The sequence below is a fragment of the Ferruginibacter sp. genome (genome assembly GCF_049840995.1).
Classification (GTDB): Bacteria; Bacteroidota; Bacteroidia; order Chitinophagales; family Chitinophagaceae; genus Ferruginibacter.
Genome location: NZ_JASGIP010000003.1, coordinates 120,007 through 145,486 on the forward strand (window position 1 = coordinate 120,007; position 25,480 = coordinate 145,486).

General features: G+C 42.8%; 24 protein-coding genes. 10 read left to right on the forward strand and 14 right to left on the reverse strand.

The genetic code is table 11. The annotated features are described in order from the left end of the window. Nucleotides 1-104 precede the first annotated feature (104 nt). A complete protein-coding gene (locus QM738_RS02075; RefSeq protein WP_462275020.1) occupies nucleotides 105-515 on the forward strand; it encodes a hypothetical protein in 411 nt (136 codons plus the stop codon). A 4-nt stretch (nucleotides 516-519) separates the two neighbouring features. On the opposite strand, the gene QM738_RS02080 is transcribed toward QM738_RS02075, so the two are convergent. Next, nucleotides 520-1,839 (reverse strand): sensor histidine kinase, encoded by a 1,320-nt coding sequence (locus QM738_RS02080; RefSeq protein ID WP_462275021.1) that lies wholly within the window; start codon nucleotides 1,837-1,839, stop codon nucleotides 520-522. Nucleotides 1,840-2,019: 180 nt separating this feature from the next. On the opposite strand from QM738_RS02080, the gene QM738_RS02085 reads away from it, so the two are divergent. The 3 genes from QM738_RS02085 (at nucleotide 2,020) to QM738_RS02095 (ending at nucleotide 3,636) form a co-directional block, all read left to right on the forward strand. Continuing rightward, on the forward strand, nucleotides 2,020-2,571 hold the full coding sequence (locus tag QM738_RS02085) for a YqgE/AlgH family protein (protein WP_462275022.1): 552 nt from the start codon (nucleotides 2,020-2,022) through the stop codon (nucleotides 2,569-2,571). 101 nt (nucleotides 2,572-2,672) lie between these two features. Continuing rightward, on the forward strand, nucleotides 2,673-3,047 hold the full coding sequence (locus QM738_RS02090) for a 1-acyl-sn-glycerol-3-phosphate acyltransferase (RefSeq protein WP_462275023.1): 375 nt from the start codon (nucleotides 2,673-2,675) through the stop codon (nucleotides 3,045-3,047). After that, complete coding sequence (locus tag QM738_RS02095) at nucleotides 3,007-3,636, forward strand: lysophospholipid acyltransferase family protein (RefSeq protein ID WP_462275024.1); 630 nt, start codon at nucleotides 3,007-3,009, stop codon at nucleotides 3,634-3,636. Before QM738_RS02090 ends, QM738_RS02095 begins: the two co-directional genes overlap by 41 nt. Nucleotides 3,637-3,718: 82 nt before the next feature. On the opposite strand, the gene atpC is transcribed toward QM738_RS02095, so the two are convergent. Together atpC and atpD are read right to left on the reverse strand one after the other, a co-directional pair. Beyond that, nucleotides 3,719-3,970 (reverse strand): ATP synthase F1 subunit epsilon, encoded by a 252-nt coding sequence (gene atpC / locus QM738_RS02100; protein WP_462275025.1) that lies wholly within the window; start codon nucleotides 3,968-3,970, stop codon nucleotides 3,719-3,721. Nucleotides 3,971-4,058: 88 nt separating this feature from the next. Then, the gene (gene atpD, locus QM738_RS02105; RefSeq protein WP_462275026.1) at nucleotides 4,059-5,564 is read right to left on the reverse strand and encodes a F0F1 ATP synthase subunit beta; all 1,506 of its coding nucleotides are present in this window, start codon (nucleotides 5,562-5,564) and stop codon (nucleotides 4,059-4,061) included. A gap of 203 nt (nucleotides 5,565-5,767) precedes the next feature. On the opposite strand from atpD, the gene QM738_RS02110 reads away from it, so the two are divergent. Continuing rightward, nucleotides 5,768-6,898, forward strand: a complete 1,131-nt coding sequence (locus QM738_RS02110) for an endonuclease/exonuclease/phosphatase family protein (protein WP_462275027.1) — start codon at nucleotides 5,768-5,770, stop codon at nucleotides 6,896-6,898. 77 nt (nucleotides 6,899-6,975) lie between these two features. Here the strand turns inward: QM738_RS02110 and QM738_RS02115 are convergent, their stop codons facing one another. Genes QM738_RS02115 through glpK form a run of 4 tightly spaced genes read right to left on the reverse strand, consistent with a single transcriptional unit; the run spans nucleotide 6,976 to nucleotide 11,482 of the window. Further along, a complete protein-coding gene (locus tag QM738_RS02115; RefSeq protein WP_462276692.1) occupies nucleotides 6,976-7,743 on the reverse strand; it encodes an MIP/aquaporin family protein in 768 nt (255 codons plus the stop codon). A 39-nt stretch (nucleotides 7,744-7,782) separates the two neighbouring features. After that, a complete protein-coding gene (locus QM738_RS02120) occupies nucleotides 7,783-9,357 on the reverse strand; it encodes a glycerol-3-phosphate dehydrogenase/oxidase (protein ID WP_462275028.1) in 1,575 nt (524 codons plus the stop codon). 7 nt (nucleotides 9,358-9,364) lie between these two features. Further along, a complete protein-coding gene (locus QM738_RS02125) occupies nucleotides 9,365-9,982 on the reverse strand; it encodes a hypothetical protein (RefSeq protein ID WP_462275029.1) in 618 nt (205 codons plus the stop codon). Between the two features lie 9 nt (nucleotides 9,983-9,991). After that, nucleotides 9,992-11,482, reverse strand: coding sequence for a glycerol kinase GlpK (gene glpK, locus QM738_RS02130; RefSeq protein ID WP_462275030.1), 1,491 nt, complete (start codon nucleotides 11,480-11,482; stop codon nucleotides 9,992-9,994). Between the two features lie 202 nt (nucleotides 11,483-11,684). Between glpK and QM738_RS02135 the strand changes: the two genes are divergently transcribed. Together QM738_RS02135 and QM738_RS02140 are read left to right on the forward strand one after the other, a co-directional pair. Further along, a complete protein-coding gene (locus QM738_RS02135; RefSeq protein WP_462275031.1) occupies nucleotides 11,685-12,005 on the forward strand; it encodes a hypothetical protein in 321 nt (106 codons plus the stop codon). Nucleotides 12,006-12,142: 137 nt separating this feature from the next. Then, nucleotides 12,143-14,533 carry a TonB-dependent receptor gene (locus QM738_RS02140; RefSeq protein ID WP_462275032.1) on the forward strand — a complete coding sequence of 797 codons (2,391 nt, stop codon included), beginning with the start codon at nucleotides 12,143-12,145 and terminating at the stop codon, nucleotides 14,531-14,533. A gap of 96 nt (nucleotides 14,534-14,629) precedes the next feature. On the opposite strand, the gene QM738_RS02145 is transcribed toward QM738_RS02140, so the two are convergent. Continuing rightward, entirely contained in the window at nucleotides 14,630-15,703 is a 1,074-nt protein-coding gene (locus QM738_RS02145; RefSeq protein ID WP_462275033.1) for a PepSY-associated TM helix domain-containing protein, read from the reverse strand. Nucleotides 15,704-15,778: 75 nt separating this feature from the next. Here QM738_RS02145 and QM738_RS02150 point away from each other — a divergent pair, with 75 nt between their 5' ends. After that, nucleotides 15,779-16,408, forward strand: a complete 630-nt coding sequence (locus QM738_RS02150) for a phosphatase PAP2 family protein (RefSeq protein ID WP_462275034.1) — start codon at nucleotides 15,779-15,781, stop codon at nucleotides 16,406-16,408. A 41-nt stretch (nucleotides 16,409-16,449) separates the two neighbouring features. Here QM738_RS02150 and QM738_RS02155 read toward each other — a convergent pair whose 3' ends face one another. From QM738_RS02155 to QM738_RS02180, 6 genes are all read right to left on the reverse strand, one after another. Next, nucleotides 16,450-16,890 carry a DUF983 domain-containing protein gene (locus QM738_RS02155; RefSeq protein WP_462275035.1) on the reverse strand — a complete coding sequence of 147 codons (441 nt, stop codon included), beginning with the start codon at nucleotides 16,888-16,890 and terminating at the stop codon, nucleotides 16,450-16,452. A gap of 95 nt (nucleotides 16,891-16,985) precedes the next feature. Then, nucleotides 16,986-17,252, reverse strand: coding sequence for a SemiSWEET family sugar transporter (locus tag QM738_RS02160; protein ID WP_462275036.1), 267 nt, complete (start codon nucleotides 17,250-17,252; stop codon nucleotides 16,986-16,988). A 10-nt stretch (nucleotides 17,253-17,262) separates the two neighbouring features. Next, complete coding sequence (locus tag QM738_RS02165) at nucleotides 17,263-19,077, reverse strand: ABC transporter ATP-binding protein (protein ID WP_462275037.1); 1,815 nt, start codon at nucleotides 19,075-19,077, stop codon at nucleotides 17,263-17,265. A gap of 211 nt (nucleotides 19,078-19,288) precedes the next feature. Then, nucleotides 19,289-20,833, reverse strand: a complete 1,545-nt coding sequence (locus tag QM738_RS02170) for a YifB family Mg chelatase-like AAA ATPase (RefSeq protein WP_462275038.1) — start codon at nucleotides 20,831-20,833, stop codon at nucleotides 19,289-19,291. Nucleotides 20,834-20,866: 33 nt separating this feature from the next. Continuing rightward, nucleotides 20,867-22,186: a MutS-related protein gene (locus QM738_RS02175; protein WP_462275039.1), complete on the reverse strand. Its 1,320-nt coding sequence runs from the start codon at nucleotides 22,184-22,186 to the stop codon at nucleotides 20,867-20,869. Nucleotides 22,187-22,308: 122 nt separating this feature from the next. Beyond that, on the reverse strand, nucleotides 22,309-23,652 hold the full coding sequence (locus QM738_RS02180) for a dihydroorotase (RefSeq protein ID WP_462275040.1): 1,344 nt from the start codon (nucleotides 23,650-23,652) through the stop codon (nucleotides 22,309-22,311). Between the two features lie 38 nt (nucleotides 23,653-23,690). On the opposite strand from QM738_RS02180, the gene QM738_RS02185 reads away from it, so the two are divergent. Both QM738_RS02185 and QM738_RS02190 read left to right on the forward strand, forming a co-directional pair. Further along, the gene (locus QM738_RS02185) at nucleotides 23,691-24,083 is read left to right on the forward strand and encodes a hypothetical protein (protein ID WP_462275041.1); all 393 of its coding nucleotides are present in this window, start codon (nucleotides 23,691-23,693) and stop codon (nucleotides 24,081-24,083) included. After that, nucleotides 24,046-25,416, forward strand: coding sequence for a capsule assembly Wzi family protein (locus QM738_RS02190; RefSeq protein ID WP_462275042.1), 1,371 nt, complete (start codon nucleotides 24,046-24,048; stop codon nucleotides 25,414-25,416). Before QM738_RS02185 ends, QM738_RS02190 begins: the two co-directional genes overlap by 38 nt. Nucleotides 25,417-25,480 lie beyond the last annotated feature (64 nt).

Below are 25,480 nucleotides of genomic sequence, written 5' to 3' on the forward strand. Positions count from 1 at the left end.
GCGTGGCTTTGCTGTGTTTTATGCGGTAACATGCTGTGCATTACCTGTGGAAAGCTGTGCAAACACTGTTAATAACCCCTTTCACCCACTCAAAGCATCAAGCCATGGCTACCGCTGGATATTCCGGAACTCCCCTGATAAAAAAGCTGGGTATTACCCCCGAAATGAAGGTTGCTGTGATCAATCAGCCGGGTAATTATTTTGAATTGCTGCAGCAGGATATATCAAAGCAGCTACTAACGGGCAGGCAGACACCGGACCTGGTACACCTGTTTGCAAAAGACAGTAGTGCATTTAAAAAAGGCATGGAAAAAGCATTGCAGTATACAAAAGCCAATACATCGGTGGTGATATGGGTATCCTGGTATAAAAAGGCGTCGGGTATTGCGACCGACCTAACGGAAGACAGTATACGCAATTTTGCATTGCAGCACAACCTCGTGGATATTAAAGTTTGTGCGGTGAGTGATGTATGGAGTGGTTTAAAGTTGGTTGTACCTGTGGCAAAGCGGTAAATGCTTACACAGCAGCCAGTGGTATGGTGATAGTGAACGTACTACCCTTACCGAGTACACTATCTGCTTTAATGTTGCCGTGATGCGCTTCCACCATTGTTTTTACATAACTCAATCCAAGGCCAAAGCCTTTTACATTATGTATATTGCCGGTATGCGCCCGGTAAAATTTTTCGAATATCCGGTTCAGTGTTTCTTTGTTCATACCAATACCATTGTCCTCAATTCTAATTCTTAACTGGTTGCCGGCATTTTCGGTGGTGAGTTTGATGGCAAGATTTTCTTTGGAATATTTTACCGCATTATCCAACAGGTTATTGATAAGGTTGGTAAAATGTACTTCATCTGCCAGTATCATATCTTTTTCTGCATTCAGGTGCACTTCCAGCGCCCCCTGTTTTTCTTCCACCTGTAAAGTAATATTGTTCAATGCACTTTTTATCATATCGTGCGCAGGTAATTTTTTCAGGTTCAGTTGTACTTCCTGTTTATCCAGCAGGGCGGCCTGTAAAATGGTTTCCACCTGCTTGTTCATCCTTTTATTTTCTTCCTTGATGATATTGGTAAAATAGCCCGTCTTTTCTTCATTGCCTCTTACCTTATCATTCTTCAGCGCATCCACCGCCAACGAAATTGTTGCCAAAGGCGTTTTGAATTCATGCGTCATGTTATTGATGAAATCAGATTTGATCTCACTCAATTTTTTCTGTTTGAGTAAAGTGCGGATGGTGATGAAGAATGCAGTGGTAATGATGAGGGTAAATAAAATGGCGCCTACAATAAACCAGAACATTTCTTTCCAGATGATGCTGGTTTGGTTGGGTACTATCACGCACAACAATTCTTCTGCCACCAGGTTCTCATAACTGCTGCCACCGGGTGGCTGTAATGGATAAACGTGGTTGATGTTTTTATTGGTATCCAGCGAAAGATTGTAAAAATTATCGCTCAGCAATTGCTTACCGGTAATGGAATTTTCGAGTATCGCAAATTCAAAAGGATAGTTCTTGAGATTATTTTTATTGAACGCCGTGCGGATGATATTGGAAATATCTTCTTTGGAATACCGCTGCATTACCGAAGGCTTGAAGTATTGCAGTTTTTCGCCGGGAAAAATGATATCATTCTTTTTGCCGAAGGGAACAATAGAATTATTATCCTGCGACAAAGTTTCTGCCGCCGAATTCATGGCCTGCTTTATATTTTCTTCCACCTGTTTATCTTTTGCCTCTCTTGCACTTTTTATCCAGAGAAACTGGAAAAATATCAGCCCCAGCAACGACAGGAAGATCAGTATGGTGATAATGGGGAAAATTCTCTTCATCTATGCAAAAGTAAATCAGTTAAAGGCTGTAAAATATGGCAAACCCGTTAAACGGTAAATTTAACGAAGGTTTAGAGAAAATAGCCATTCATTTTCGTCAAATTACAGCCGGTGGAGGTGCAGCGGATATTTGGAGGTGAATTTTTATTTATTTCAAGAATTAAACAGTATTTTAGAAATATGATTCAACCTGGTCCCGGGATACTATTAATTGCCGATCCTTTTTTGAAGGACCCGAATTTTATACGTACCGTGGTGCTTTTATGCGATCATAAAGATGAAGGCAGTTTTGGTTTTGTGCTGAACAAACAGATCGAACAGACCCTGGATGAATTGCTGGATAATTTTGAAGGATTGCAGGTGCCGGTGTATTATGGCGGCCCGGTACAAACCGATACCATTCATTTTGTGCACCAGTACCCCGAGCTGATACCCGATGCCTACAAAGTAAGCGAAGGTATTTACTGGGGTGGCAATTTTGAAACGGTAACAGCCCTTATAAAAAACAATACCATCGATCTTTCTAAAATAAAATTCTTCATTGGTTACAGCGGCTGGAGCGATGGCCAGCTGAACAGCGAACTGAACGAAAAAAGCTGGCTTACCGTGGATGCCACCCGCAATCTGGTATTTAATACCGAGCCCGACGAAGTATGGAAAGGCAGCCTGAAACATTTGGGCGGCGAATACGAGATCATGGCCAATTTTCCCATCGACCCACAATTAAACTAATGAATAATGGATAATGACCTAATGAATAATTATTGCAGCTTGCTTTACAGACGCCCCCTGCTTTCATTATTAATTATTCATTGAGCAATTATAAATTACACATGTTATATTCCCTGGTAAAGATCCCGGCTAAGCTGGCAATAAAATTTTATTGCAGGGATATTGCTATTAATAAAAAAGAAATGCTGCACCTGGATGGCCCGTTGCTGCTGGCGGTCAATCATCCCAATTCGTTTTTAGATGCGATCATTTTTTGTACGTTGTTTGATAAGCCGGTGTATTCGCTGGCAAGAGGCGATGCATTTAAAGGAAAGTTCGTCACCAAATTATTGCTGGCTTTAAAATTATTACCTGTTTATCGTGTAAGCGAAGGCGTTGAGAACCTGGAAGAGAATTACAAAACCTTTGATCATTGCAAAGAGATATTCAAGCAGAATGGTGTGGTGCTTATTTTCAGCGAAGGGAAAATGCATTAATGAATGGCATTTAAGGCCCCTGAAAAAAGGCACGGCCCGCCTGGCCATCAGCAGTTGGGAAGATGGTATTCCATTAAAAGTTTTACCTGTAGGGATCAATTACAGTTCGTTCAGCAAATTTGGCAAGAATGTAAAACTATTCTTCGGCGATTTTATTACTGCAAAAGATATTGATCAAAGCGGTGCCCATGGCAAGAGTATTCAATCTTTTAATAGCAATCTTGTACAGCAACTGCAGCCCTTTGTTTTCGAGATACCCGGCAGGGATAAAAATTCTTTGCATAACAAATTCCATGTAGCGCAATCTGCTTTAAAAAAAATACTGCTGTTTATTCCTTCGTTAGCAGGCTGGCTATTGCATGCCCCTTTATATTATCCTGTTAAGCTGCTGGTGAAAAAACTGTCTTTTCATACAGATCATTTTGATTCTATAATGGTGGGCATCCTGCTGTTGGTTTATCCGTTATACGTGATCGTTCTTTCGTTGATGGCGTTTGCTTTTACGCACAGCGCTTTTTCTTTTTTGTTATTGCTGTTATTGCCTTTTACGGCATGGGCGCATGTGCAGTTGAAGCGGCAATTGGATTAGTGTATGTTTATTCTAAATAAAAAAGCGATCGCCAATAAATTGGCGATCGCTTTTTTATAGGGCCGGAAGCTGGAGCTTCCGGTTACAATTCTGTTGCGCCTTCTACCAGTACAGTTACTTTGTTGTTGAGTACTTCTACAAAACCACTCTGAATGCTGTAGGAAGAAGCCGCATTTTTATCTTTTAATATCTTCAGCTTACCGTCTTTCAGTGCACTTACCATCGGTGCATGTTTATCCAGCAATTCAAACGAACCGCTGATGCCTGGTAACTGTACGCCGTAAACGTCGCCGCTGAAAATTTTACTTTCTGGTGTTAGAATCTCTAAGTTCATTTTGTTGATTTGATAATTTGACGACCTGGTGATTTGCTGATTGAATATTTCATTTCCAAATCTTCAAATCAATTCATCTTCAAATTAATTACGCTTGTGCTGCCGCCATTAATTTTTTACCTTTTTCCATTGCATCTTCCAATGTACCTACCAGGTTGAAAGCTGCTTCAGGATATTCGTCCACTTCACCGTCCATAATAGCGTTAAAGCCACGGATGGTTTCTTCAATTGGCACCAGTACACCTTTTAAACCGGTAAACTGTTCTGCCACAAAGAAAGGCTGGCTCAGGAAACGTTGTACTTTACGGGCCCTTGATACTACCAGTTTATCTTCGTCACTCAATTCATCCAGACCAAGGATGGCGATAATATCCTGTAATTCTTTATAGCGCTGTAAAATCAATTTTACACGGTTAGCAGTATTGTAATGTTCGTCACCCACGATCAACGGGGTAAGGATACGTGAGGTAGAATCCAAAGGATCCACCGCTGGATAGATACCCAGATCCGCAATTTTACGAGACAATACCGTAGTTGCATCCAAGTGAGCAAAGGTAGTTGCGGGAGCCGGATCGGTCAAATCATCCGCAGGTACATATACCGCCTGTACAGATGTGATAGAACCGTTCTTGGTTGAAGTGATACGTTCCTGCATCAATCCCATTTCTGTTGCCAGTGTTGGCTGGTAACCCACCGCAGATGGCATACGACCTAACAAAGCCGATACTTCAGAACCTGCCTGGGTAAAACGGAAGATATTATCTACGAAGAATAAGATATCTTTTCCCTGTCCTTCGCCATCACCATCACGGAAGTATTCTGCAATGGTCAAACCGCTCAATGCCACACGTGCACGGGCGCCTGGTGGTTCGTTCATCTGTCCGAACACGAAGGTTGCTTTTGATTCTTTCAGTTCTTCTACATTCACAGTGCTCAGATCCCATCCACCTTCTTCCATACTGTGTTTGAATTTATCGCCGTAGTTCATGATACCTGCTTCGATCATTTCCCTCATCAGGTCATTACCTTCACGGGTCCTTTCACCCACACCTGCAAACACGGATAAACCACTATATGCTTTTGCGATATTGTTGATCAGTTCCTGGATCAATACGGTCTTGCCCACACCTGCACCACCAAACAGACCGATCTTACCACCTTTTGCGTAAGGTTCGATCAGGTCAATTACTTTGATACCGGTAAATAATACTTCGGTAGCAGTACTCAGGTTTTCGAATAATGGTGGTTTGTTATGGATAGGGCGTCCACCAGCTTTGCTTACCTGTGGCAAACCATCAATAGCATCACCGGTTACGTTGAACAGGCGGCCTTTGATACCTTCACCCACCGGCATTGCGATAGGAATACCGGTATCCACCACTACTGTACCACGTACCAAACCTTCGGTACCATCCATTGCAATAGTACGAACGCTGTCTTCGCCCAAATGCTGCTGTACTTCCAGTACAAGCGTATCGCCGTTTTCACGTTTTAATTCCAACGCATTTAAAATTTCCGGAAGTTTACTGCCGCTGTCAAACTGAACGTCTACAACCGCACCGATCACTGATTTTACCTTACCCGTATTGGCCATAAATAATATTTTATTATAATGAGGTATAATTTTGAGCGGCAAAGGTAAGGCATGCAGTTTGAAAACTGAAATTTGAACACAGGCTTTTTGCCCAAGTTTTGAACCAAAAGGAGCCTAAATTACCGCTGGGATATAAATCAATCGCTATATATCAGTTATTTTGGGTTCAACGGGAAATGTGTAGCTTCGATTTTTATTAAATTATGTCGCCCAGGCTTAAAAAATTTGCAAGGATATCCTTTATCAGCATTAATTGTATCAGTATTCTCTTTTATTTGATGGCCTGCCTGGTACCTTTTTTTAATGCCGGCAGCCATTGGTTCATCGCCCTGCTGGGCCTGGGTTTTCCCATACTTTTTTTTGTGCTGCTGCTGTTTTTGATCTACTGGATCATCCGCCGTTCAAGATGGGCATGGATTTGTGTGGCCGCCCTGCTGCTGGGTTGGCAACAATGGACCGCTACATTCAGTTTTCATACACAAAAAACCTTCCACTATAACAAAGAGCCCGGCTCATTGCGGGTATTGACCTGGAATATTTCCAGCTGGGGCGAATCGAATGCTTCTGATAACCAGAACAACCTGGATGTAATGGTGAACCTGATCAAAAGCAGCCAGGCCGATGTGCTGTGTTTCCAGGAATACTTATACTATAAAAAGAAAGCCTACCGCGATACCGTGATTCCTGCATTGAAAGATGCCGGTTATCAATACGTGTATTTTGCCAAGATCAATTATTCCGGCCGCCTGTATACCACTTCGGTATTGACGGGCACCGAGATCATGTCGAAATACCCGATATTGAATGCGGGTTATTTTTATTACAGCGAAAAAGACTTTATTGAGCCGCTCATTTATGCAGACCTGCAGATCAACAACCAGGTGATAAGGGTATTTACCACGCACCTGCAATCGGTAAGTTTTAAGGGTAGTGATTATGATGCGATCTACAGTTTAAAAGACCCTGCCGAAGCAAGCGTTACCGGTTCCAAAGCCATCATCAGCAAATTAAAATATGCTTACAGCAAGCGGGCTGTACAGGCAGATATCCTGCACGAAAAAATAAAAGCCAGCCCTTACCCTGTAATTGTTTGCGGCGATTTTAATGATGTGCCTAATTCTTATACTTATTTTACTGTAAAAGGAAATTTGCAGGATGCATTTTTAAAGAAGGGTTCAGGCATGGGCAGAACCCTGCGTTTTATTTCGCCCACTTTAAGGATAGATTATATAATGGCGGATAAAAAATTCGCTATAAAACAGTACACCACTTTTAAAGTGCCTTATTCAGATCATTACCCGGTGGTGGCTGATATTGATCTCAGCGGAAAATAACATGGTCTGTCGCAACATGGTCTGACACCCCGTCCGACTCCAACATGGTCTGACGCCCTCGTCTGACCATGTTGCCATCAATGAAACGCTTTAAACACCAACGCTGCCAGCACCGCACCAATAACAGGTCCCACCACCGGTATCCAGCTATACCCCCAGTTACTGTCTCTTTTATTTTTTATCGGCAATAAAAAATGCGTGATCCTCGGACCAAGATCCCTTGCCGGATTAATGGCATAACCCGTAGGCCCGCCCAATGATAAACCCAGCGCCAGCACCAGCAATGCCACCGGCACAGCATCAATAGCACCCAGTGAAATACCGATATCATTCATCTTGGCGCCGGAGATGGAAAAGGCCCCAAACACCAATGCAAATGTGCCGATGATCTCCGTCATTAAATTATTGAAGGTATTGGGAATGGCCGGAGCGTTGCAAAAAACACCCAGCATCGCATTACCATCCGTGGTGGCATCAAAATGCGAGCGGTAAGAGAGCCAGGCTAAAAATGCCCCCGTCATGGCGCCCAGCATTTGTGCCGCACAATACACGGGCACTTTGCTCCAGTCGTTTGTTTTGATGGCATCGGCAATAGTGACTGCCGGGTTTAAATGGCTGTTGCCACCCAGCGATGCACACACATACACACCCACGAAAACCGCCATGGCCCAGCCGAATGCAATAACGATCCAGCCACTACTGTTGCCATAAGCTTTGTTCAATGATACGTTGGCATTAACGCCGTTACCCAATAAAAGTAATAATGCGGTGCCAATGAATTCCGGTAAAAAAGCAGTCATAAAGTTGATGGTTGAAAGTTGATAGTTATTTAGGTGATCTTTTATCCCGGGCGCTACTCACGACTCACGTCTCACCACTCACGTTCAGGATAGTAAATATTGTTTTGCAAGCTTTGTAAAATCGTTTACCTGTTGTTCAATCCAATCGTTGGGCTGGTTCATTTCCTTTGCCATTATTGAAGCTACAACTTTTGCTGCATCTATTGCAGCCTGCGCATCTAAAAATAACAGCCGGGTTCTTCTAGCCAATACATCTTCAATCGTCATTGCCATTTCGTTACGCACCGCCCAAACAATTTCTGCTTTGATGTTGGCAAACGACGGATGTATCAATTCACTTAAAGTTGCATCGTTTACACAAAGTGCTTTTATCGCTGCGGCATCGGCGCCGTAATAATGCAACGGATCTTTTTTATCTATTGTATTGGTCCAGCCGTGTATTTTAAGTTCTTCGGTAATGCAGGCACGTTTTTCCAGTTTTGCAGTAAAGGCGGCGTTGTTCACCACATCACTCGCCATTTTACGGTACGTTGTCCATTTACCACCGGTAATGGTAACCATACCGCTGGTGCTTACCATAATGGTATGATCTCTCGAAAGCAATGCAGTCTTTTTACCACTGCCTTTTTTTACCAATGGCCTTAACCCTGCAAAAACTGCTTTTACATCCGTTCTCTTAACATTTACATCCAGGTATTGATTGATATGCTGCAGTATAAATGCGATCTCTTCTTCGAGTGGTGTTGGTTCGGGCGAATGACTTTCTATAGGTGTATCCGTAGTACCCACGATCACTTTATCGTGCCAGGGCACGGCAAATAACACACGGCCGTCGCTTGTCTTGGGTATCATCATGGCATCGTTGGCGGGAAAGAACTTCTTATCCATCACCAGGTGAATGCCCTGCGAGGGACTGATGATATCTTTTGCTGTAGTATCATCCATCTGCAGTACAGCATCGGCAAATACACCTGTGGCATTGATCAACACCCTGCATTTTAATTCATATTGCTTTTCATTTAGTGTATCCAATACCGTTACACCACATACCTGTTTTACTTTTTTGCCGGCTGGCAGGTCTTTTATCAATCCTGTTACGGCACAGTAATTTAAAACCACGGCGCCGTTTTCTGTTGCCGTTTGTGCAAGATTAATGGCCAGCCTTGCATCATCAAACTGCCCATCCATATACACTACAGCACCACTTAATTTTTTTTCATTAATGGTAGGCAGTTGCGCTTTTGTTTTTGAAGCGTTGATGATCTTTGTTTTGCCCAGGCCCAGTTTACCTGCCATGAGGTCGTAAATGCTTAACCCAATGCCATAATATATTTTTTGCCACCAACTGTAACAAGGTAATACAAAAGAAAGGCTGTTAGTAATATGTGGTGCATTCTTTAATAGCAAACCCCGTTCCTTCAATGCTTCCCTTACCAGTTTGATATTTCCCTGCGCTAAATACCTAACACCGCCATGCACCAGTTTGGTGGCCCGGCTCGAAGTGCCTTTTGCAAAATCATACCGTTCCAGCAATAAAGTTTTATAACCTCGGGAAGCAGCATCCACAGCTGCACCCAGGCCCGTAGCGCCTCCGCCAATGATGATGATGTCCCATTCCTGCACATCATCCAGTTGCTGCAACATGGTGGTTCTGTTCATAAAAATTTTATTCCGGCCTGCCGACCTTTTTAAACGAGCTTACCCAGCCGTTCTTTATTCTTGCAAGCCGGCAGTATTTTTCTTCCAGTTCAAATGGAAGATAAGCTTTTATGGCATCGATGTAATTCCAGAAATCAACGCTTGCTTCTTCAAATGGAAAAAACAAAGTAGGCATGCATACATGCGTACGTGCCAGGTACACTAAAAAAAGTGATTTTAATTGTTGTTGCTCCAGTATGGTTTTATCAGCAGGTTGCACCAGTTTAAATGAATAAGTCAGGTAAAGATGTACTTCATAATTCGACTTCAGGCGGGGTTGTACATTTTCAAAATATTGCAACGCTGCCGGCAGGTCTTTAGCATTCATTTTCCATTCGCCTTTTCGCTCTGTGGGCTCACCCCTGTCAACGACCTCCAGCAATGCCGGGTCAATTGTTTTAATATCGAAGGGAGCATGAATCTTTATAATGATATCATCCGGCACCAAAGGATCAGCAGTAGTTACATTATTTAAAAGATCCTGGATGCCCTGCCATGCCAAAGCTGTCTTTTTTGCCTTCATGGGCTGGTAAACCTTAGCTGCCGGCAATGAATACACGATATAGGGTCGCTCAAGCGTGATCATCTGGATATTTTATTGGGTGCTGCTGATAGTGGTGTTCACTGCTTTTTTCCAGCCTGCTGTAAATGCTGTTCTGGTTGCTTCGTCCATCGAAGGCATGAATGTTTTATCGATCTGCCATTGCTGCTGTATCTCGTCAATATTTTTCCAGTAGCCCGTTGCAAGCCCCGCAAGATAAGCAGCGCCCAATGCAGTGGTTTCTGTAATGGTGGGCCGTAATACTTTGGTATTTAAAATATCACTCTGGAACTGCATCAGCAGGTCGTTGGCAGTAGCGCCGCCGTCCACTCTCAATTCTTTAATAGAAATTCCCGAATCCGCTTCCATGGCTTTTAATACATCCATAGTTTGATATGCAATGCTTTCCAGCGCCGCCCTGGCAATATGCGATGCGGTACTGCCCCTCGTCAATCCCACGATGGTCCCTCTTGCATCCTGGTTCCAGTAAGGAGCGCCCAGGCCGGTAAACGCCGGCACTACGTATACGCCTTCATTACTGTTAACCTTACCCGCTAACGCTTCCACATCCGATGATTTTTGAATAATGCCCAACCCATCTCTTAACCATTGCACCACGGCGCCTGCAATGAACACGCTGCCTTCCAGCGCATATTGCGTGATGCCATTCACCTTCCATGCAACCGTGGTCAATAAATTATTGGCAGATGCCACTGGTTTTTCGCCGGTATTCATCAGCATAAAGCAACCGGTACCATAAGTATTTTTAACCATACCGGGTTGTGTACACATTTGCCCGAATAAAGCGCTTTGCTGATCACCTGCAATACCTGCTATAGGAATATTTTTTGCAGATAAAATATTTTGTGTGTGACCATACACTTCACTGCTGCTGCGTATCTGCGGCAGCATGTTGCCGGGTATGGTAAATATTTTTTCCAGTTCTCCATCCCATTGCAGCGTATTGATATTGCACAGCATGGTACGGGAGGCATTGCTTACATCTGTTGCATGTATCTGCCCTTTTGTTAAGTTCCACAGCAACCAGCTGTCCACCGTGCCAAAACACAATTCCCCGTTCTCTGCTTTTTTCCGGGCACCTTCCACATTGTCCAGTATCCATTTTACTTTGGTTGCCGAAAAATAAGCGTCGATCACCAATCCTGTTTTTTGTTTGATGATTGTATCCAGTTGCTTTCTTTTCAATTCATCACAAAAAGCAGCCGTGCGCCTGTCCTGCCAAACGATGGCATTATACACCGGCTTGCCCGTGGCTCTTTCCCACACCACGGTGGTTTCTCTTTGATTGGTGATACCGATGGCCGCAATATTTTCCACCGTCAATCCTGCTTTTGTTATTGCTTCTGCAGCCACACCCAGTTGCGTGCTCCATATTTCATTGGCATCATGTTCCACCCAGCCGGGTTGCGGAAAATATTGGGTGAATTCTTTTTGCGCCACCGCAATGATCGATCCTTTATGATCGAAAATAATGGCGCGGCTGCTGGTAGTTCCCTGGTCGAGCGATAAAATGTATTGGTCCATAGCAAGAAAGATTTGTGCATCAAGTTAACTGAATTTTATTGAAAAAACTTTTCGGCAGGGTTGATAAATGTCTTTATTACAGGTTATTGAAGCAGTTAAAATCTGCCCGATAACAATTGCTTAAAAATAATTTTGCAACAATGTTGCAGCAATTCTCTACCTTTGCCCGGTGCGTTTAAAAAAGCAGATATTCATAAAACAGTTGTCGGCAATCAGTTTATTGCTGCTGATGCTGTGCGTGCATATTGTACAGGTTACGCATACGCACACTTATAAAACCGGCAGCACTCCGGTAAAAACTGCTAACGCAGACCAGCATAATAAAGAATATCATGCTGCAAAAACAGATACCCGGTGTTTTATCTGCGAATACCAGCTGGTCCGTGATGCGGATAGTTTTGCCTCCTCTTTTAATATTGAAGTGCCCCTTAGTTTTATCAGCACTACTCCCGCAATCACTGCTTCGGTTGTGCAGGATACTTACAGTTGCTTCGAAACCCGTGGTCCTCCGGTTACTGCCTGATCTTTCATCTGCAATAGTTTTACCTGTTGCATCATTGCTGTTGTGCTAACAGCATTACACCATTACTCATAATCATTAATCACTATTCCGCAGCCCGCCAGTTTTATACTGTTGCGCTGCGTCTATATACTTATCAGATGAAAAAAGTTTTATTCATACTTTGTATCGCATTGTGTTATGTTGCTGCGGCAAAGAACACACCCGTATTAAAAGGAAATCTATCAGGCAGAATAACCGATGCAAAGACCGGCACAGCCATCAGCGGGGCCACTGTTTTTATTACCGATATTAAAGTCGGCACTTCTTCCGGCGCTGATGGCAGTTATAATTTTAAAAATATTCCCGAGGGCACCCACCTTATCGAGATCTCCCATATCGGTTATACCACGTATGCAGAAAGTATTACCGTCAATGGTGATAGCAAGAAAGACTTTACATTGAGCGGCGCCGTGGTAGAAAATAATACCGTGATAGTAACCGGTGTTACCGGCGCAACACAATTAAAAAAAGTACCTTTTGCTGTATCGGTTATGCGCAAGCAGGATTTTTTACAGAACACTTCCACCAATATCATTGAGTCGCTTACCAAGATCGGTGGTGTAAGTACTTTATCCACCGGCCCGGCTATTTCAAAACCGGTGATACGTGGATTGGGCTACAACCGTGTACTGACCGTGAATGATGGTGTACGCCAGGAAGGCCAGCAATGGGGCGATGAACATGGTATTGAAGTGGATGAAGCCAGTGTAAATAAAATTGAATTACTGAAAGGGCCTGCTTCTATCATTTATGGCAGTGATGCGATGGCCGGTGTGGTGAACATTATTACCAATGTACCGGTGCAGGCCAATACGCTTAAGGCCAATATTTCAAGTAATTATCAAACCAATAACCGTTTAAGGACCATCAATGCCAATATTGGCGCCAATAAAAACGGGTTTAACTGGAACGTGTACACGAGCAATAAAGCGGCCGAAGATTACCGTAATAAATACGACGGCCCGGTGTTCAATTCAAAATTCAACGAGCATAATATTGGCGGCTATGCTGGTTATAATGGCGATTGGGGTTACAGTCATTTACTGGCCAGCAATTTCGACCTGAAAGCCGGTTTGGTGGAAGGAGAAAGGGATGCGGACGGTTATTTTATAAAAGAACTGCCCGGCGGTAACCAGGCCAGGGCGACAGATGAAGATTTTAAAAGCACTACGCCTTTAATTCCTTACCAGCATATCAGGCATTTTAAAATTGCTACAGATAACAGTATTAAGATAAATAAGAACCGCCTGGCTTTTAATGTAGGCTACCAGCAAAATCAAAGGGAAGAATTTGGTAATGTAGATGATCCTTCCGAACGTTCGTTGTTCTTTGATCTGAAGACCATCACTTACACAGGCCAGTTTCATTTTGCAGAAAAGAATGGCTGGAAAACTTCTATCGGTGTAAATGGTATGCAGCAGGATAATACCAATAAAGGTGTGGAGCAATTGATACCGGATTACAGCCTCTTTGATTTTGGCACTTATTTGTATGCACAAAAAGTTATTAAGAATACCACTTTAAGCGGTGGTATAAGATATGACAGCAGGAATGTGGATGTAAAGAATTTAATGGATGGTACCACTATCAAAGGGCAGGCATTCACCAAATCATTCTCCAATATTTCCGGCAGTGTGGGTATCGCATCGCAGGTAACAGATAAGCTGAATTTAAAGTTCAATGTCGCCAGGGGGTTCCGTGCACCCAGCATTCCGGAGCTGGCAAGCAATGGCGCACATGAAGGAACTATCCGTTACGAGTATGGCGACAATAATTTAAAAAGTGAGACCAGTTTGCAATTTGACGGTGGTGTAGAATACAATGCAGAACATATTTCGCTTGGTGTAACAGCCTTTTTGAACAGCTTTGATAATTTTGTTTTTTACCGTAAGTTGCTCGGCGCCGGTGGTAGTGACAGCCTGGTAAATGTGAACGGTGATCTTTTAACTGCTTTTAAATTCGATCAGCGCAAAGCCACACTGGCTGGCTTTGAAGCTACGGTTGATATTCATCCACATCCTTTGGACTGGCTGCATATACAAAATACTTTTTCTTATGTAAGAGGCACACTGAAAGATGCCATTGAAGACAGTAAGAACATGCCTTTTATTCCTGCACCCAAATTAACCACCGAGTTCAGGGGAGATTTTAAATCGCTAAACAAGAACATTAAAAATGCTTACGTAAAAGTGGAGCTGGATAATACTTTTACGCAGAACAATATTTTTACTGCATACAATACCGAAACCAAAACAAGCGGTTATACTTTATTGAATGCCGGTGTAGGTGCTGATCTTTTTACTAAAAAAGGAACGCAGTTGTGTACATTAACTTTCAGCGCTATTAATATTGGCGATGTGGCTTACCAGAATCATTTAAGCCGTTTAAAATATGCTGCAGAAAATTTAGCTACGGGAAGAACCGGCGTGTATAATATGGGAAGGAATTTCAGTATTAAATTGAATGTGCCGTTGAGTTTTAAGATATAATTGTCCGAACCTGTCCCGATCTTTTCGGGAGATATCGCAGAAGGCGCAGAGAGCTATAATTTAAATTAGATCAATTAGCCGGTAATATAAAACGTTTTACCGGCTATTTCTTTTTCGTCTTCTCCATAATAAAAAACCGGTGATGCTTAGTATGGCAGAAGAGATACCGAAGCAACTGTAAATGATCTTTATGGGTGCGCCGCCATACCTTGCCATGTGCAGTTGTGAATTGATGATATCATAACGGTCGTCTGCAGATATTTCGTTGATGAACCTTGTTTTGGCAGTTGCACCGGTACTGTCTAAAAAAACAACGTCTGCAAATTTTTTGGAGTGAATGAATGCGTTGGTGCTGTTGCTGCCGTAAATAGCCGTTTTACCTTTTTTACTTTGGGTAAAATAAATGACGTACCCGGTAAAGGCTGGATATTTTTTTTCTATTTGATTATATGCACTGTCAAAATTATAGAACAGGTTGGGGGAAGCTTTAATGGTATTCACCCAATCGTAACTTTTATAAAAATCTTTTTTAAATACATAGCGTTGCATCCAGAAGCCGGTTACACCGATCATTAAATTGAAGAGCAGCGCCCAGGTGCCGATCAGCTGGTGCAGGTTATTTTTCTTCCATACAGTCTTTTTGAACAAGATGGTGGCAACAATATTTTTACGATAAAGTATGATGCCTGTTACAAGACTTAATACAAAGATCACGGCAAAAAATCCCAGTAACCATTCACCTGTTTTACCAGCATGAAAAGAACTGTGAAAAGCAGCCAGCCAACTCATAAAATTATGCCGCATGTCTTCACTGCCGCCTCTTGTTTGCAAAATATTGCCGGTAGTGGGATGAAGAAATACCTGTAGTCCTTTGTCACCATTTTTATAAGAAGAATCATAAATAGTAAATGCAAAAGCTTCCCGGTCGTTTTTTGCCATACTGCAACTGCTGATGCTGGCATGCGGGTAAGCAGTTTGTACAATGCGGTAGCAACTATCCACCGTAAGCATTGCTTTGGGTGTTTTGGTAGGCCCGATGACGGGCCGCTGCAGCGCATCTATCTCTTCATGAAAAACCAGCAAAGCCCCTGATACAGACAAGGCCAAAATAAAAATCCCAATAAATAAACCCAGGATCGAATGCAGGGAGAGAAGCCTTTTGTTTTTCATTAACGGTGGTTTAACGTATGCAGCTGTATCTTGCAACAGTAATAGGTTTATGCTGCAATAATACTATTTAAATGAATGAGTAAATATACAACCATACCATTTGTTGTACTTTTTTGTTTGCCGCACATTTTTGTAAAAGCGCAGAATTTTGATATTAATTTATTGCGCTCCATCAATAAAAATCAAAGCTTCCTTAAAGATCAGTACCTGGAATTAAATGCATCCTCCGTAACTGCAGTAAGCGTGGGTGTTCCCGCAGGCATAGCAATTGCCGGTTTTATACAGCATAATAAACAATTGAAACAGGATGCCTTGTATATGGGTGGTGGCTTGTTATTATCGGGCATTATCACCAATGCCACTAAAAGAATTACCGGGCGTCAACGTCCTTTTGAAACCTATAATTTTATTGTGAAAAGAGATGATGAAAGTGGTGGCCTTTCTTTTCCATCAGGTCATACTTCTTCGGCATTTGCAACTGCCACTGCTGTAGCATTACGGTATCATAAATGGTATTTTGTAGCGCCTTCGTATTTATTTGCCGGCAGCGTGGCCTGGGCACGTATGTACCAGGGAGTGCATTATCCCAGCGATGTATTTGCAGGCGCTCTTGTTGGTGCCGGCAGCGCATGGCTTACGTGGAAAATGCAGCACTGGATGAACAGGAGGCATGAGCCTGTTGTAACTGTCAATAAAGCCTGGTAAAAATCATTTTAACAAAGCGGGCAAGAGCGCTGTTATTGTTCTTAATAATCAAATTCCTTTGGCTTATGCCTTTCAAAATCTTCGTCGTAGAATACAAAGAAACGTATATAGATCACCCGGCTGATACGCATGAGCCAGGGTTGCAGCAATACTAAAAAAAGAATATTGAAACCCAGCCACCAGAATATCCTGTTATCGCTGGTAGATACACCTATCAAAACATACCAGGCTACAAATGTAGCGACTGATACAGCCACTGCCAGTGCATAACTTACATAACCGGTACCATACCAAAAACCTGTTTCCATATCATATTTCTGGTGGCATACCGGGCAATGTTCGGGCATATCCAGTATATGCGACAGTTTTAAATTGCGGTAAGCATTATTGTCTGTAAACATAGGCCCACGGCGGCACCTGGGACATTTCATCATCAGCACACTCCACAGGTAATTTGGCTTAGGTTGTTTTAATTCCGGCATGCTGCAAAGATAACGAGGATTGCAGATTTTAGATTGTGGATTTTAGATTTGCTTCATTTTCGCAGTCTTGAACAAACTGCAATAATAAAACCCAATCAATTTTTATTATACCGTATCTTAAAGTATATCATCATAATGATCATACTCAGCACAATGCCGTTGGTGAGCATGATTGGCATGGCATTTACCAGGATACCATAAATAAGCCATAATGATACATTGAGAAAAAGAAAGAATAAAGTAAGCGATGACAGGTCTTTTACCGATTTTGTTTTTGCCAGTTTTATTACCTGGGGCAAAAAGGTGATAGCCGACACAAAACCTCCTGCATAGCCTACATAATCTGCTACAGAAATATTCATAAATTAATTATTATGCTGAAGTGATCTTTTTTCTTTCACCGATCTGTTGTCTCCACATGGCGTAATACAAGCCTTTTTCATCGATCAGGCTTTCATGTGTTCCTGTTTCTGCCACCACGCCTTTTTCCAGTACATATATTCTGTCCGCATGCATGATGGTACTCAGCCTGTGTGCGATCAAAATAGTGATCTGTCCTTTTTGAGAAGAAATATCTTTAATAGTGTTTGTAATTTCTTCTTCTGTTAATGAATCCAGTGCAGAGGTTGCTTCATCAAATAACAATAAATGCGGCTGGCGCAATAAAGCACGGGCAATGGACAAACGTTGTTTTTCTCCACCCGATAATTTTAAACCGCCTTCGCCGATCATAGTATCCAGTCCTTTTTCTGCCCTTGCCAAAAGATTGGTACAGCTGGCTTTCACCAATACATCATTTAACAGGGCATCGCTTGCACCGGGATTAACGAACAATAAATTTTCTTTGATGGTACCGCTGAACAGATTCGTATCCTGTGTTACAAAACCGATCTGGTTGCGCAGGTCATCAAAATGAATTTCTGTTTCATCCAAATTATTGTACAATATCTTTCCATCCTGCGGGCGGTACAATCCCACCAGCAATTTCATCAATGTGGATTTACCACTACCACTCGGTCCCACAAACGCAATGGTTTCACCGATCCTGGCATCAAAGCTGATATTATCGATCGCTTTTTGAGATGCACTCTGGTGTTTAAATGCTACATTCCTGAAAGAAAGTGTTTCAATATTGCCCAATGATTTAGGATGTGCCGGTTCTTTTTCCGGCGCCTTCTGCATCAGGTTATGAAAATTATTTAAGGATGCTTCTGCTTCACGATAAGACAATAAGATATTGCCGATCTCCTGCAAAGGACCAAACACAAAAAAGGAAAAGATCTGCATGGTCACCAACTGACCGGCATCCATTCTTGTGTGAAAGATGAGCCACATTAAAATAAACAAGATCACCTGCCGTAAAGTGTTCACGAGTGTACCCTGTATAAAGCTGATACTACGGATGCGTTTTACCTTGGTCAGTTCCAGTCCGAGTATCTTATAAGTATTTTTGTTCAGCCTGCTTACTTCCTGCTGGGTAAGGCCCAGGCTTTTTACCAGTTCAATATTCCTCAATGATTCTGTAGTGGAACCTGCCAATGCGGTGGTTTGCCCTACAATTGTTTTTTGAATCACTTTGATCTTTTTGCTCAACACATTCGTGATCATGGTCAATACAAAAATACCTACCAGGTAGGCCACCGGTATGCTCCAGTGTATGAACAAAGCTGCATATACAAACACGAATATGATACCCACCAGCACACCAAAAAGTATATTGATAAAACTGGTCATGAATTTTTCAACGTCGCCCCTCACTTTGGTCAATACAGAGAGTGTTTCACCGCTGCGTTGGTCTTCAAATTCCTGGTAAGGCAGTTTCATGGCATGTTGTAAACCATCAGTAAATACTTTGGCACCGAATTTCTGTATCACCACCTGTAAAAAATAATCCTGGAAGTTCTTGGCAATACGGCTGATCATTGCCACAGTTATAGATGCTATCAGTAACCATACCACGCCATACAATATCTCGTGTTTACCCAGTTTGTTGATCCATGTTATTTTACCCCAGAAATAATCGGTATGATCCATGCTGTTTACGCCCTGGTGATAATTGGCCAGGTTGATCAACTTACCAAAAATGATTGGATCGAATAAGGAGAAGCCGATATTGATGGTAGCTAAAAGAAGCGTGAGCCCCACCAGCCATTTATGCGGTTTGAGGTATTGGAACAATATCTTCATAAAAATGATTTAGAGCAGTAAAAGGAAAACAGCAGCGCAAATATCGTACAAACTACGGCAATACTGGCAAGTTGGCAGGGGGTAATGGATAATTGATAATGAATAATTAATAATTTTCCGGAATTAGAAAGGCTCATTGAAGTTTAAACATCATTAAAATAGGGTGTGTGCCTCTGCACTATTCATTATTAATTATTTCATTATTCATTGCTTAAGCACCCCAGCCTTCACGGTCTAGGCTCCGGTATTGTATCGCTTCTGCCAAATGCTCCGGCTTAATATCTGCACTGCCTGCAAGGTCGGCAATGGTGCGGCTTACTTTTAAAATACGGTCGTAAGCACGGGCGCTCAGGTTGAGTTTTTCCATGGCTACTTTCAGCAGGTTTTGCCCAACGTTACTGATCACGCAGATCTCCTTTAACTGTTTGCTGCTCATTTGCGCATTGGCATATACGCCTGCGCTGTCCTTGTATCTTTCGGCCTGTATCTCCCTGGCCTTCACCACCCTTGCCCTTATTTTTTCGCTTTTTTCAAATTGCTGTGCCGAGGATAATTCGCTGAAAGCAACCGGTGTTACTTCCACATGCAGGTCAATACGGTCCAGCAGGGGGCCCGATATTTTATTCAGGTATTTCTGTACCGCACCGGGCGGGCAGGTGCATTCTTTTTCGGGGTGATTGAAAAAACCACAGGGGCAGGGATTCATACTCGCCACCAGCATAAAACTGGCCGGAAAATCCAGTGCCACTTTTGCCCTGCTGATAGTAACCCTTCTTTCTTCCATCGGCTGGCGCATTACCTCCAGTACGGTTCTTTTAAATTCGGGCAATTCGTCCAAAAACAACACGCCGTTATGCGCTAAAGAAATTTCGCCGGGCTGTGGGTTACCGCCACCACCCACCAATGCCACATCGCTGATAGTATGGTGTGGTGAACGGTAAGGCCTTTTGGAGATCAATGTAGCATTTTCCGGTAGCTTACCTGCAACAGAATGTATCTTGGTTGTTTCAAGCGCTTCCTGCAAACTTAAAGGAGGTAATATAGTAGGCAGTCGTTTTGCCAGCATGGTTTTACCTGCGCCCGGCGGGCCGATCAATATTGCATTATGACCACCAGCAGCTGCAATTTCCAATGCACGTTTTATATTTTCCTGGCCCTTTACATCACTAAAGTCAACTTCAAAATCGCTTTGCGCCTGTGCAAATTCTTCTCTTGTATTTACGATCGTGGGTTGCAAAGTATTTTCATCCGCAAAAAATGCTATCACTTCTTTGATATGCCCAACGCCGTAAACGTCCAGGTTATTTACCATTGCTGCTTCACGGGCATTTTGTTTGGGTACGATCAATCCTTTAAAATTTTCCTTGCGGGCCTGTATGGCAATGGGTAGTGCGCCTTTAATGGGGCGTATCTCTCCATCAAGACTCAGTTCGCCCATGATAACATACGCACTTAACTTTTCAGGATTTTCAATCTGGTCCGTAGCGCCCAAAGTTCCAATAGCGATCGGCAGGTCGAATGCAGTGCCCGTTTTTCGTATATCCGCAGGTGCCAGGTTCACCACCAGCTTGGTACGGGGCATAAAATACCGGTTGCTTTTAATAGCGCTTTCCACCCTTTGCAGGCTTTCTTTAACAGCGCTATCGGGTAGCCCGACTATATAATAATCTTTTCCCTGGTTGTTCACACTTACCTCTACCGTAATGGTAATAGCTTCAACGCCGTAAACGGCGCTGCCAAAAGTTTTAACTAACATGGAGTACTAAATTTGGGCTAATGTACGGAGGTTTTATAATTTCTCCAGCATTTCGACTACACCTTCCCGTTTTAATATCAGGTAACCGAGCCGGTCGTTACTGATGCCTTCTTTCAATTGGTAACTGAAGTACAGTTGCCCGTTTGCAACCGATGTTTCAAAATAGCGGAATTGTATGTTGTGGTATTTTTTCAGATCCTCCCCTATTTCATATAAATGCGTGGAGAGGATGAACAATGAATTATTTATTTTACGCAGTCCCTCTATCACCGTACTACTGCACTTCATAGCATCCTGTACATTGGTGCCTTTAAATAATTCGTCGATCAGTATCAGCCATTTTCTGCCATCACTGATCTTTTCAATGGTCTTCCTGATGCGCTGTACTTCATTAAAAAAATAGCTCTCGCCCTGCACGATATTGTCCACCACGTTGATGTTGCTCAGCAAGCCATCAAATACGGTCAGCTGCATTTGCTGCGCAGGCACGCCCATGCCGATATGCGCCAGGTACACTGCTACGCCGGTGGCTTTTATAAAAGTACTTTTGCCACCCATATTGGCACCGGTTAAAAACAAAAAATTCTGTTGCTGATCCAGTTTCACATCATAGGCAACAGGTGTGGGTAATAAAGGATGGTATAATTGCCTGGCCGTTATTTCCGGCACATCTGCTTCTACAAAAGAGGGAAAACTAAGGCGATGCCGGGTACAGGCAATGGCCATACTGTAATAAGCATCCAGCTTACTGTACAGCTCCATCAACTCCTGTGCCTCCTGCTTATAACGGCGTTTTAAAAAGTGCCCCAGTTTCAGTAATTCTGTTTTAGTGTAATCCTTACCGTTTGATTTGTTCAGCAAAGACTGTAATCCCGCCTTATTTACCCGTATGGTGATCTGTTCCATCAGTGTCTGCAGCATTACGGGATTATCGCCGGTGGATAATAGTTCCACCACTTTTTTCAACCCGATAAAAAAATCGGCAAAATGCTTCACCGAATACCGGATAAACGAAAAATCGGGTGAACTGAAAAGGCTGTAATAAAAACTGCTTACGGGGCCCGGGCTATGTGGTATCTCTTCAATGCCTGTTTCGTAAAATTTTTCGATCACCATAATAGTACCGTTCGAGATCAGCGTATTGCTCCACTGGTCCTGCACTTCCATCATTTTTTTGATGACCTGCTGGGTGGCCGTGATCTCTTTTATGGAACTATAGGGATTGCCTAAAAAATAACGCAACCAGTCCTTGCCCCTGATGGTACGGGTAAAATCCAGGTAATGAAAAATACTATGCTCCTCATTACTGTTAAAAATTGATAGATCGTTAAGCGTTGTTTTGTCGGCCTGCATTGTTTTTTAGTTACGAGTTAGTTTTGGTTGCGGGTTTGTTTAGTTTTGAGTTTGTTTAGTTTGTTAGCGAATCGTTCTCTCTTCGCTAACGATCAACAACCCGCAACCCGTAACCCATTCTCCTACCCCCTGTTAAATAATAAACGGCTTCCTTTCTTCGATTCATCCCATACCCCATTATCATATACAAGGTTTCCGTTCACAAAAGTTTTTTCTATAGATGCAGGAAATGTAAAATTCTCTAAAGGACTCCACCCGCATTTGTATAAAATATTTTCTTTGCTTACAGTAAAAGGCTTGTTCAGGTCCACCAGCACCAGGTCGGCATGATAACCTTCCCTGATATAACCCCTGTTCGCTATCTCAAAACAATCGGCCACTGCATGGCTCATCTTTTCCGCAATTTTTACCAATGGTATGCGGCCATCAGCATAGTGATACAGCATCATCAGCAGCGGGTGCTGCACCAGTGGCAGGCCGGCATGTGCATGTTCGTAACTGCCTTGTTTTTCTTCCCAGGTATGCGGTGCATGGTCGGTGGCAATTACATCCAGCCGGTCGTCCAGCAGGGCCTGCCACAGCGCTTCTTTATTATGGGGCGCTTTAATAGCAGGATTGCACTTTATCCTGTAGCCCAGCCTTGCATAATCATCTGCTGTAAAATGCAGGTGATGCACACATACTTCGGCAGTAATGCGTTTATCCTTTAAAGGGAGCATATTGCCAAACAACTGCAGTTCTTTTTCGGTGGAGATGTGCAGTATGTGTAAACGGCTGTTGTATTTTTTGGCAAACTGTATGGCCGTTAACGAACTTTCATAGCAGGCCTCGTCATTTCTTATCAATGGATGATCGGCAGCGCTCAACTCTCCTTTTTCTTTTTTGAGCCTTTCATAATTCATTTTAATGATGCGCTCATCTTCGCAATGCGTGGCGATCAGTACCTCGCTTTCGCGGAATATCTTATCCAATGTAGCATGGCTATCCACCAGCATATTACCGGTACTGGCGCCCATGAATATTTTTACACCGCACACATCTTTTTTATGATCGTTCATTTTAAGCACTTCATCCGCATTGCTGTTGCTTGTGCCCATAAAAAAAGAATAATTGGCCAGCGATGTCATTGCACCAATATTGTACTTTTCTTCCAGCAACTGCGGCGTTAATGCATTGGGTACTGTATTGGGCATTTCCATAAAGCTGGTAACGCCACCCGCTACTGCCGCTTTGCTTTCGGTATAAATGGTGGCCTTGTGTGTAAGGCCCGGCTCCCTGAAGTGCACCTGGTCGTCTATCACTCCCGGAAAAAGATGTTTTCCTTCGCCATTAACTTCCACCACATTGCCTTTGGCATCAATTGTGCTGTCTATTCGCTCAATAAATTGTTCGTTCGTTAAAACATCCAGCGTTTTTATTTTTCCTTCATTTACAACCTGAATGTTTTTAAAAAGGTATTTTTGCATATCTTGAAATTGAACACCTGTTAAATTAAAATATTTAAATGCAAATTATTAAAAGCTTTATCAAACTGCTGTTTTTTATTTGTCCTGCTTTTGCCGCTGCCCAATCCACTTATTTAAACCAGGGTGCAAAAGAATATCATTTTGTTGACAGGCTGGAAATTAAGCAACAAACCAATACCGATCTCAATTTCTCTACTTTGAGACCGTTCAACCGCAAATATATTGTAAGGCAGGCCGAATTTTTAGATAGTGCAAGAATGGGTTATGCCGATTCCACCGGTAAGGATAAGTACTATGAGTGGACCGACCTGGACCTTTCGCCCATTGACGAGTACAACCTGCGCAGCCTTTTAATGAACAATGCAGAATGGGTAAGCGTGCCCCGCAAGGATTTTGCAGAGCAAAAAACCACTCTTCAGAACTTTTTATAAGACCAAGGCCAATTTCATCGAGGTCAATAACAAAGATTTTTTCCTGGCAGTAAACCCGGTGCTGCAGTTTACCGAAGGTTTTGAGCAGGGCGGTAAAAAGCCCCTGTTTGTAAACAGCCGTGGTGTAATGGCCCGCGGGCTCATTGCCAAAAAACTGGGCTTCTCCACCATCATTACAGATAACCAGGAGCGTGGCCCGGTATTTTTCCAGGACCAGGTAAATAAATTCAGGGCCGTGCCCGGCGTAGGTTTTTACAAACCTTTTAAAACTAACGGTTACGACTACTTTGACGCAAGAGGGTACATTACTTTTGCAGCCGTAAAAAATTATATTGACGTGCAGTTTGGGTACGATAAGAATTTTATCGGCAACGGTTACCGCAGTTTATTTTTGAGTGACTGGGGCAACAGTAATTTATTCCTTAAACTGAATACCAAGATCTGGAAATTCAATTACCAGAACTTATTCATGGAGCTGATGCCGCAATTTAAAAAGAGCGGTGATACCCTGCTGGACAGGAAGTATGCCGCCATGCACCACCTGAGCATGAACGTGACCAAGTGGCTGAATATTGGGCTATTCGAAGGCGTTATATTCGGCCGTAAGAACCGTTTTGATTTTCAGTACCTGAACCCGATCATTTTCTACCGTCATATTGAAGGTACTGTGGGTAGTCCGGATAACGCCGTTGCCGGGCTTGATTTTAAAGCCAACATTGCACACCGGGCACAGGTTTACGGGCAATTCCTCTTGGATGAATTCATTTTATCTGAAGTAAAGAATAACCCAACCAGTTGGGTAAACAAATTTGGTATACAGGCAGGCGTAAAGTATATGGATGCCTTTGGCGTAAACAACCTGGATATACAATTGGAGATGAACCGGGTAAGGCCTTTCACTTATTCGCACAACGATACCATTGCCAACTACACCCATTACAACCAGCCACTGGCACACCCGCTGGGTGCCAACTTCCAGGAAGTACTGGCCATTGTTAACTTTCAGCCGGCCCCTAAATGGTATATTAATTTAAAAGCTATATATTATTACCAGGGCCTGGATAGCGCCGGAAAGAACTTTGGTTCCAATATTTTCAAGGATTATACCACCAGGGCCATGAATACCGGCTTCAGTATCGGCAGCGGCGCTAAAGCTACCTGCGTGAACGCCATTTTGCAATGTTCGTATGAATGGAAAGAGAACCTTTATTTCGATCTTTCATTACAATACAGGGACTATAAAATTGCGAACATAAATACCGGAAAAACCAATACCAGCCTGGTATCGGCCGGAATACGCCTGAACATGTTCAAGCGGGATTACGACTTTTAAAACAGAATTATTCCTTATTTTTGTCTCCCGAATTTCCTTGATCGGCAACTACTCAAACCTTATC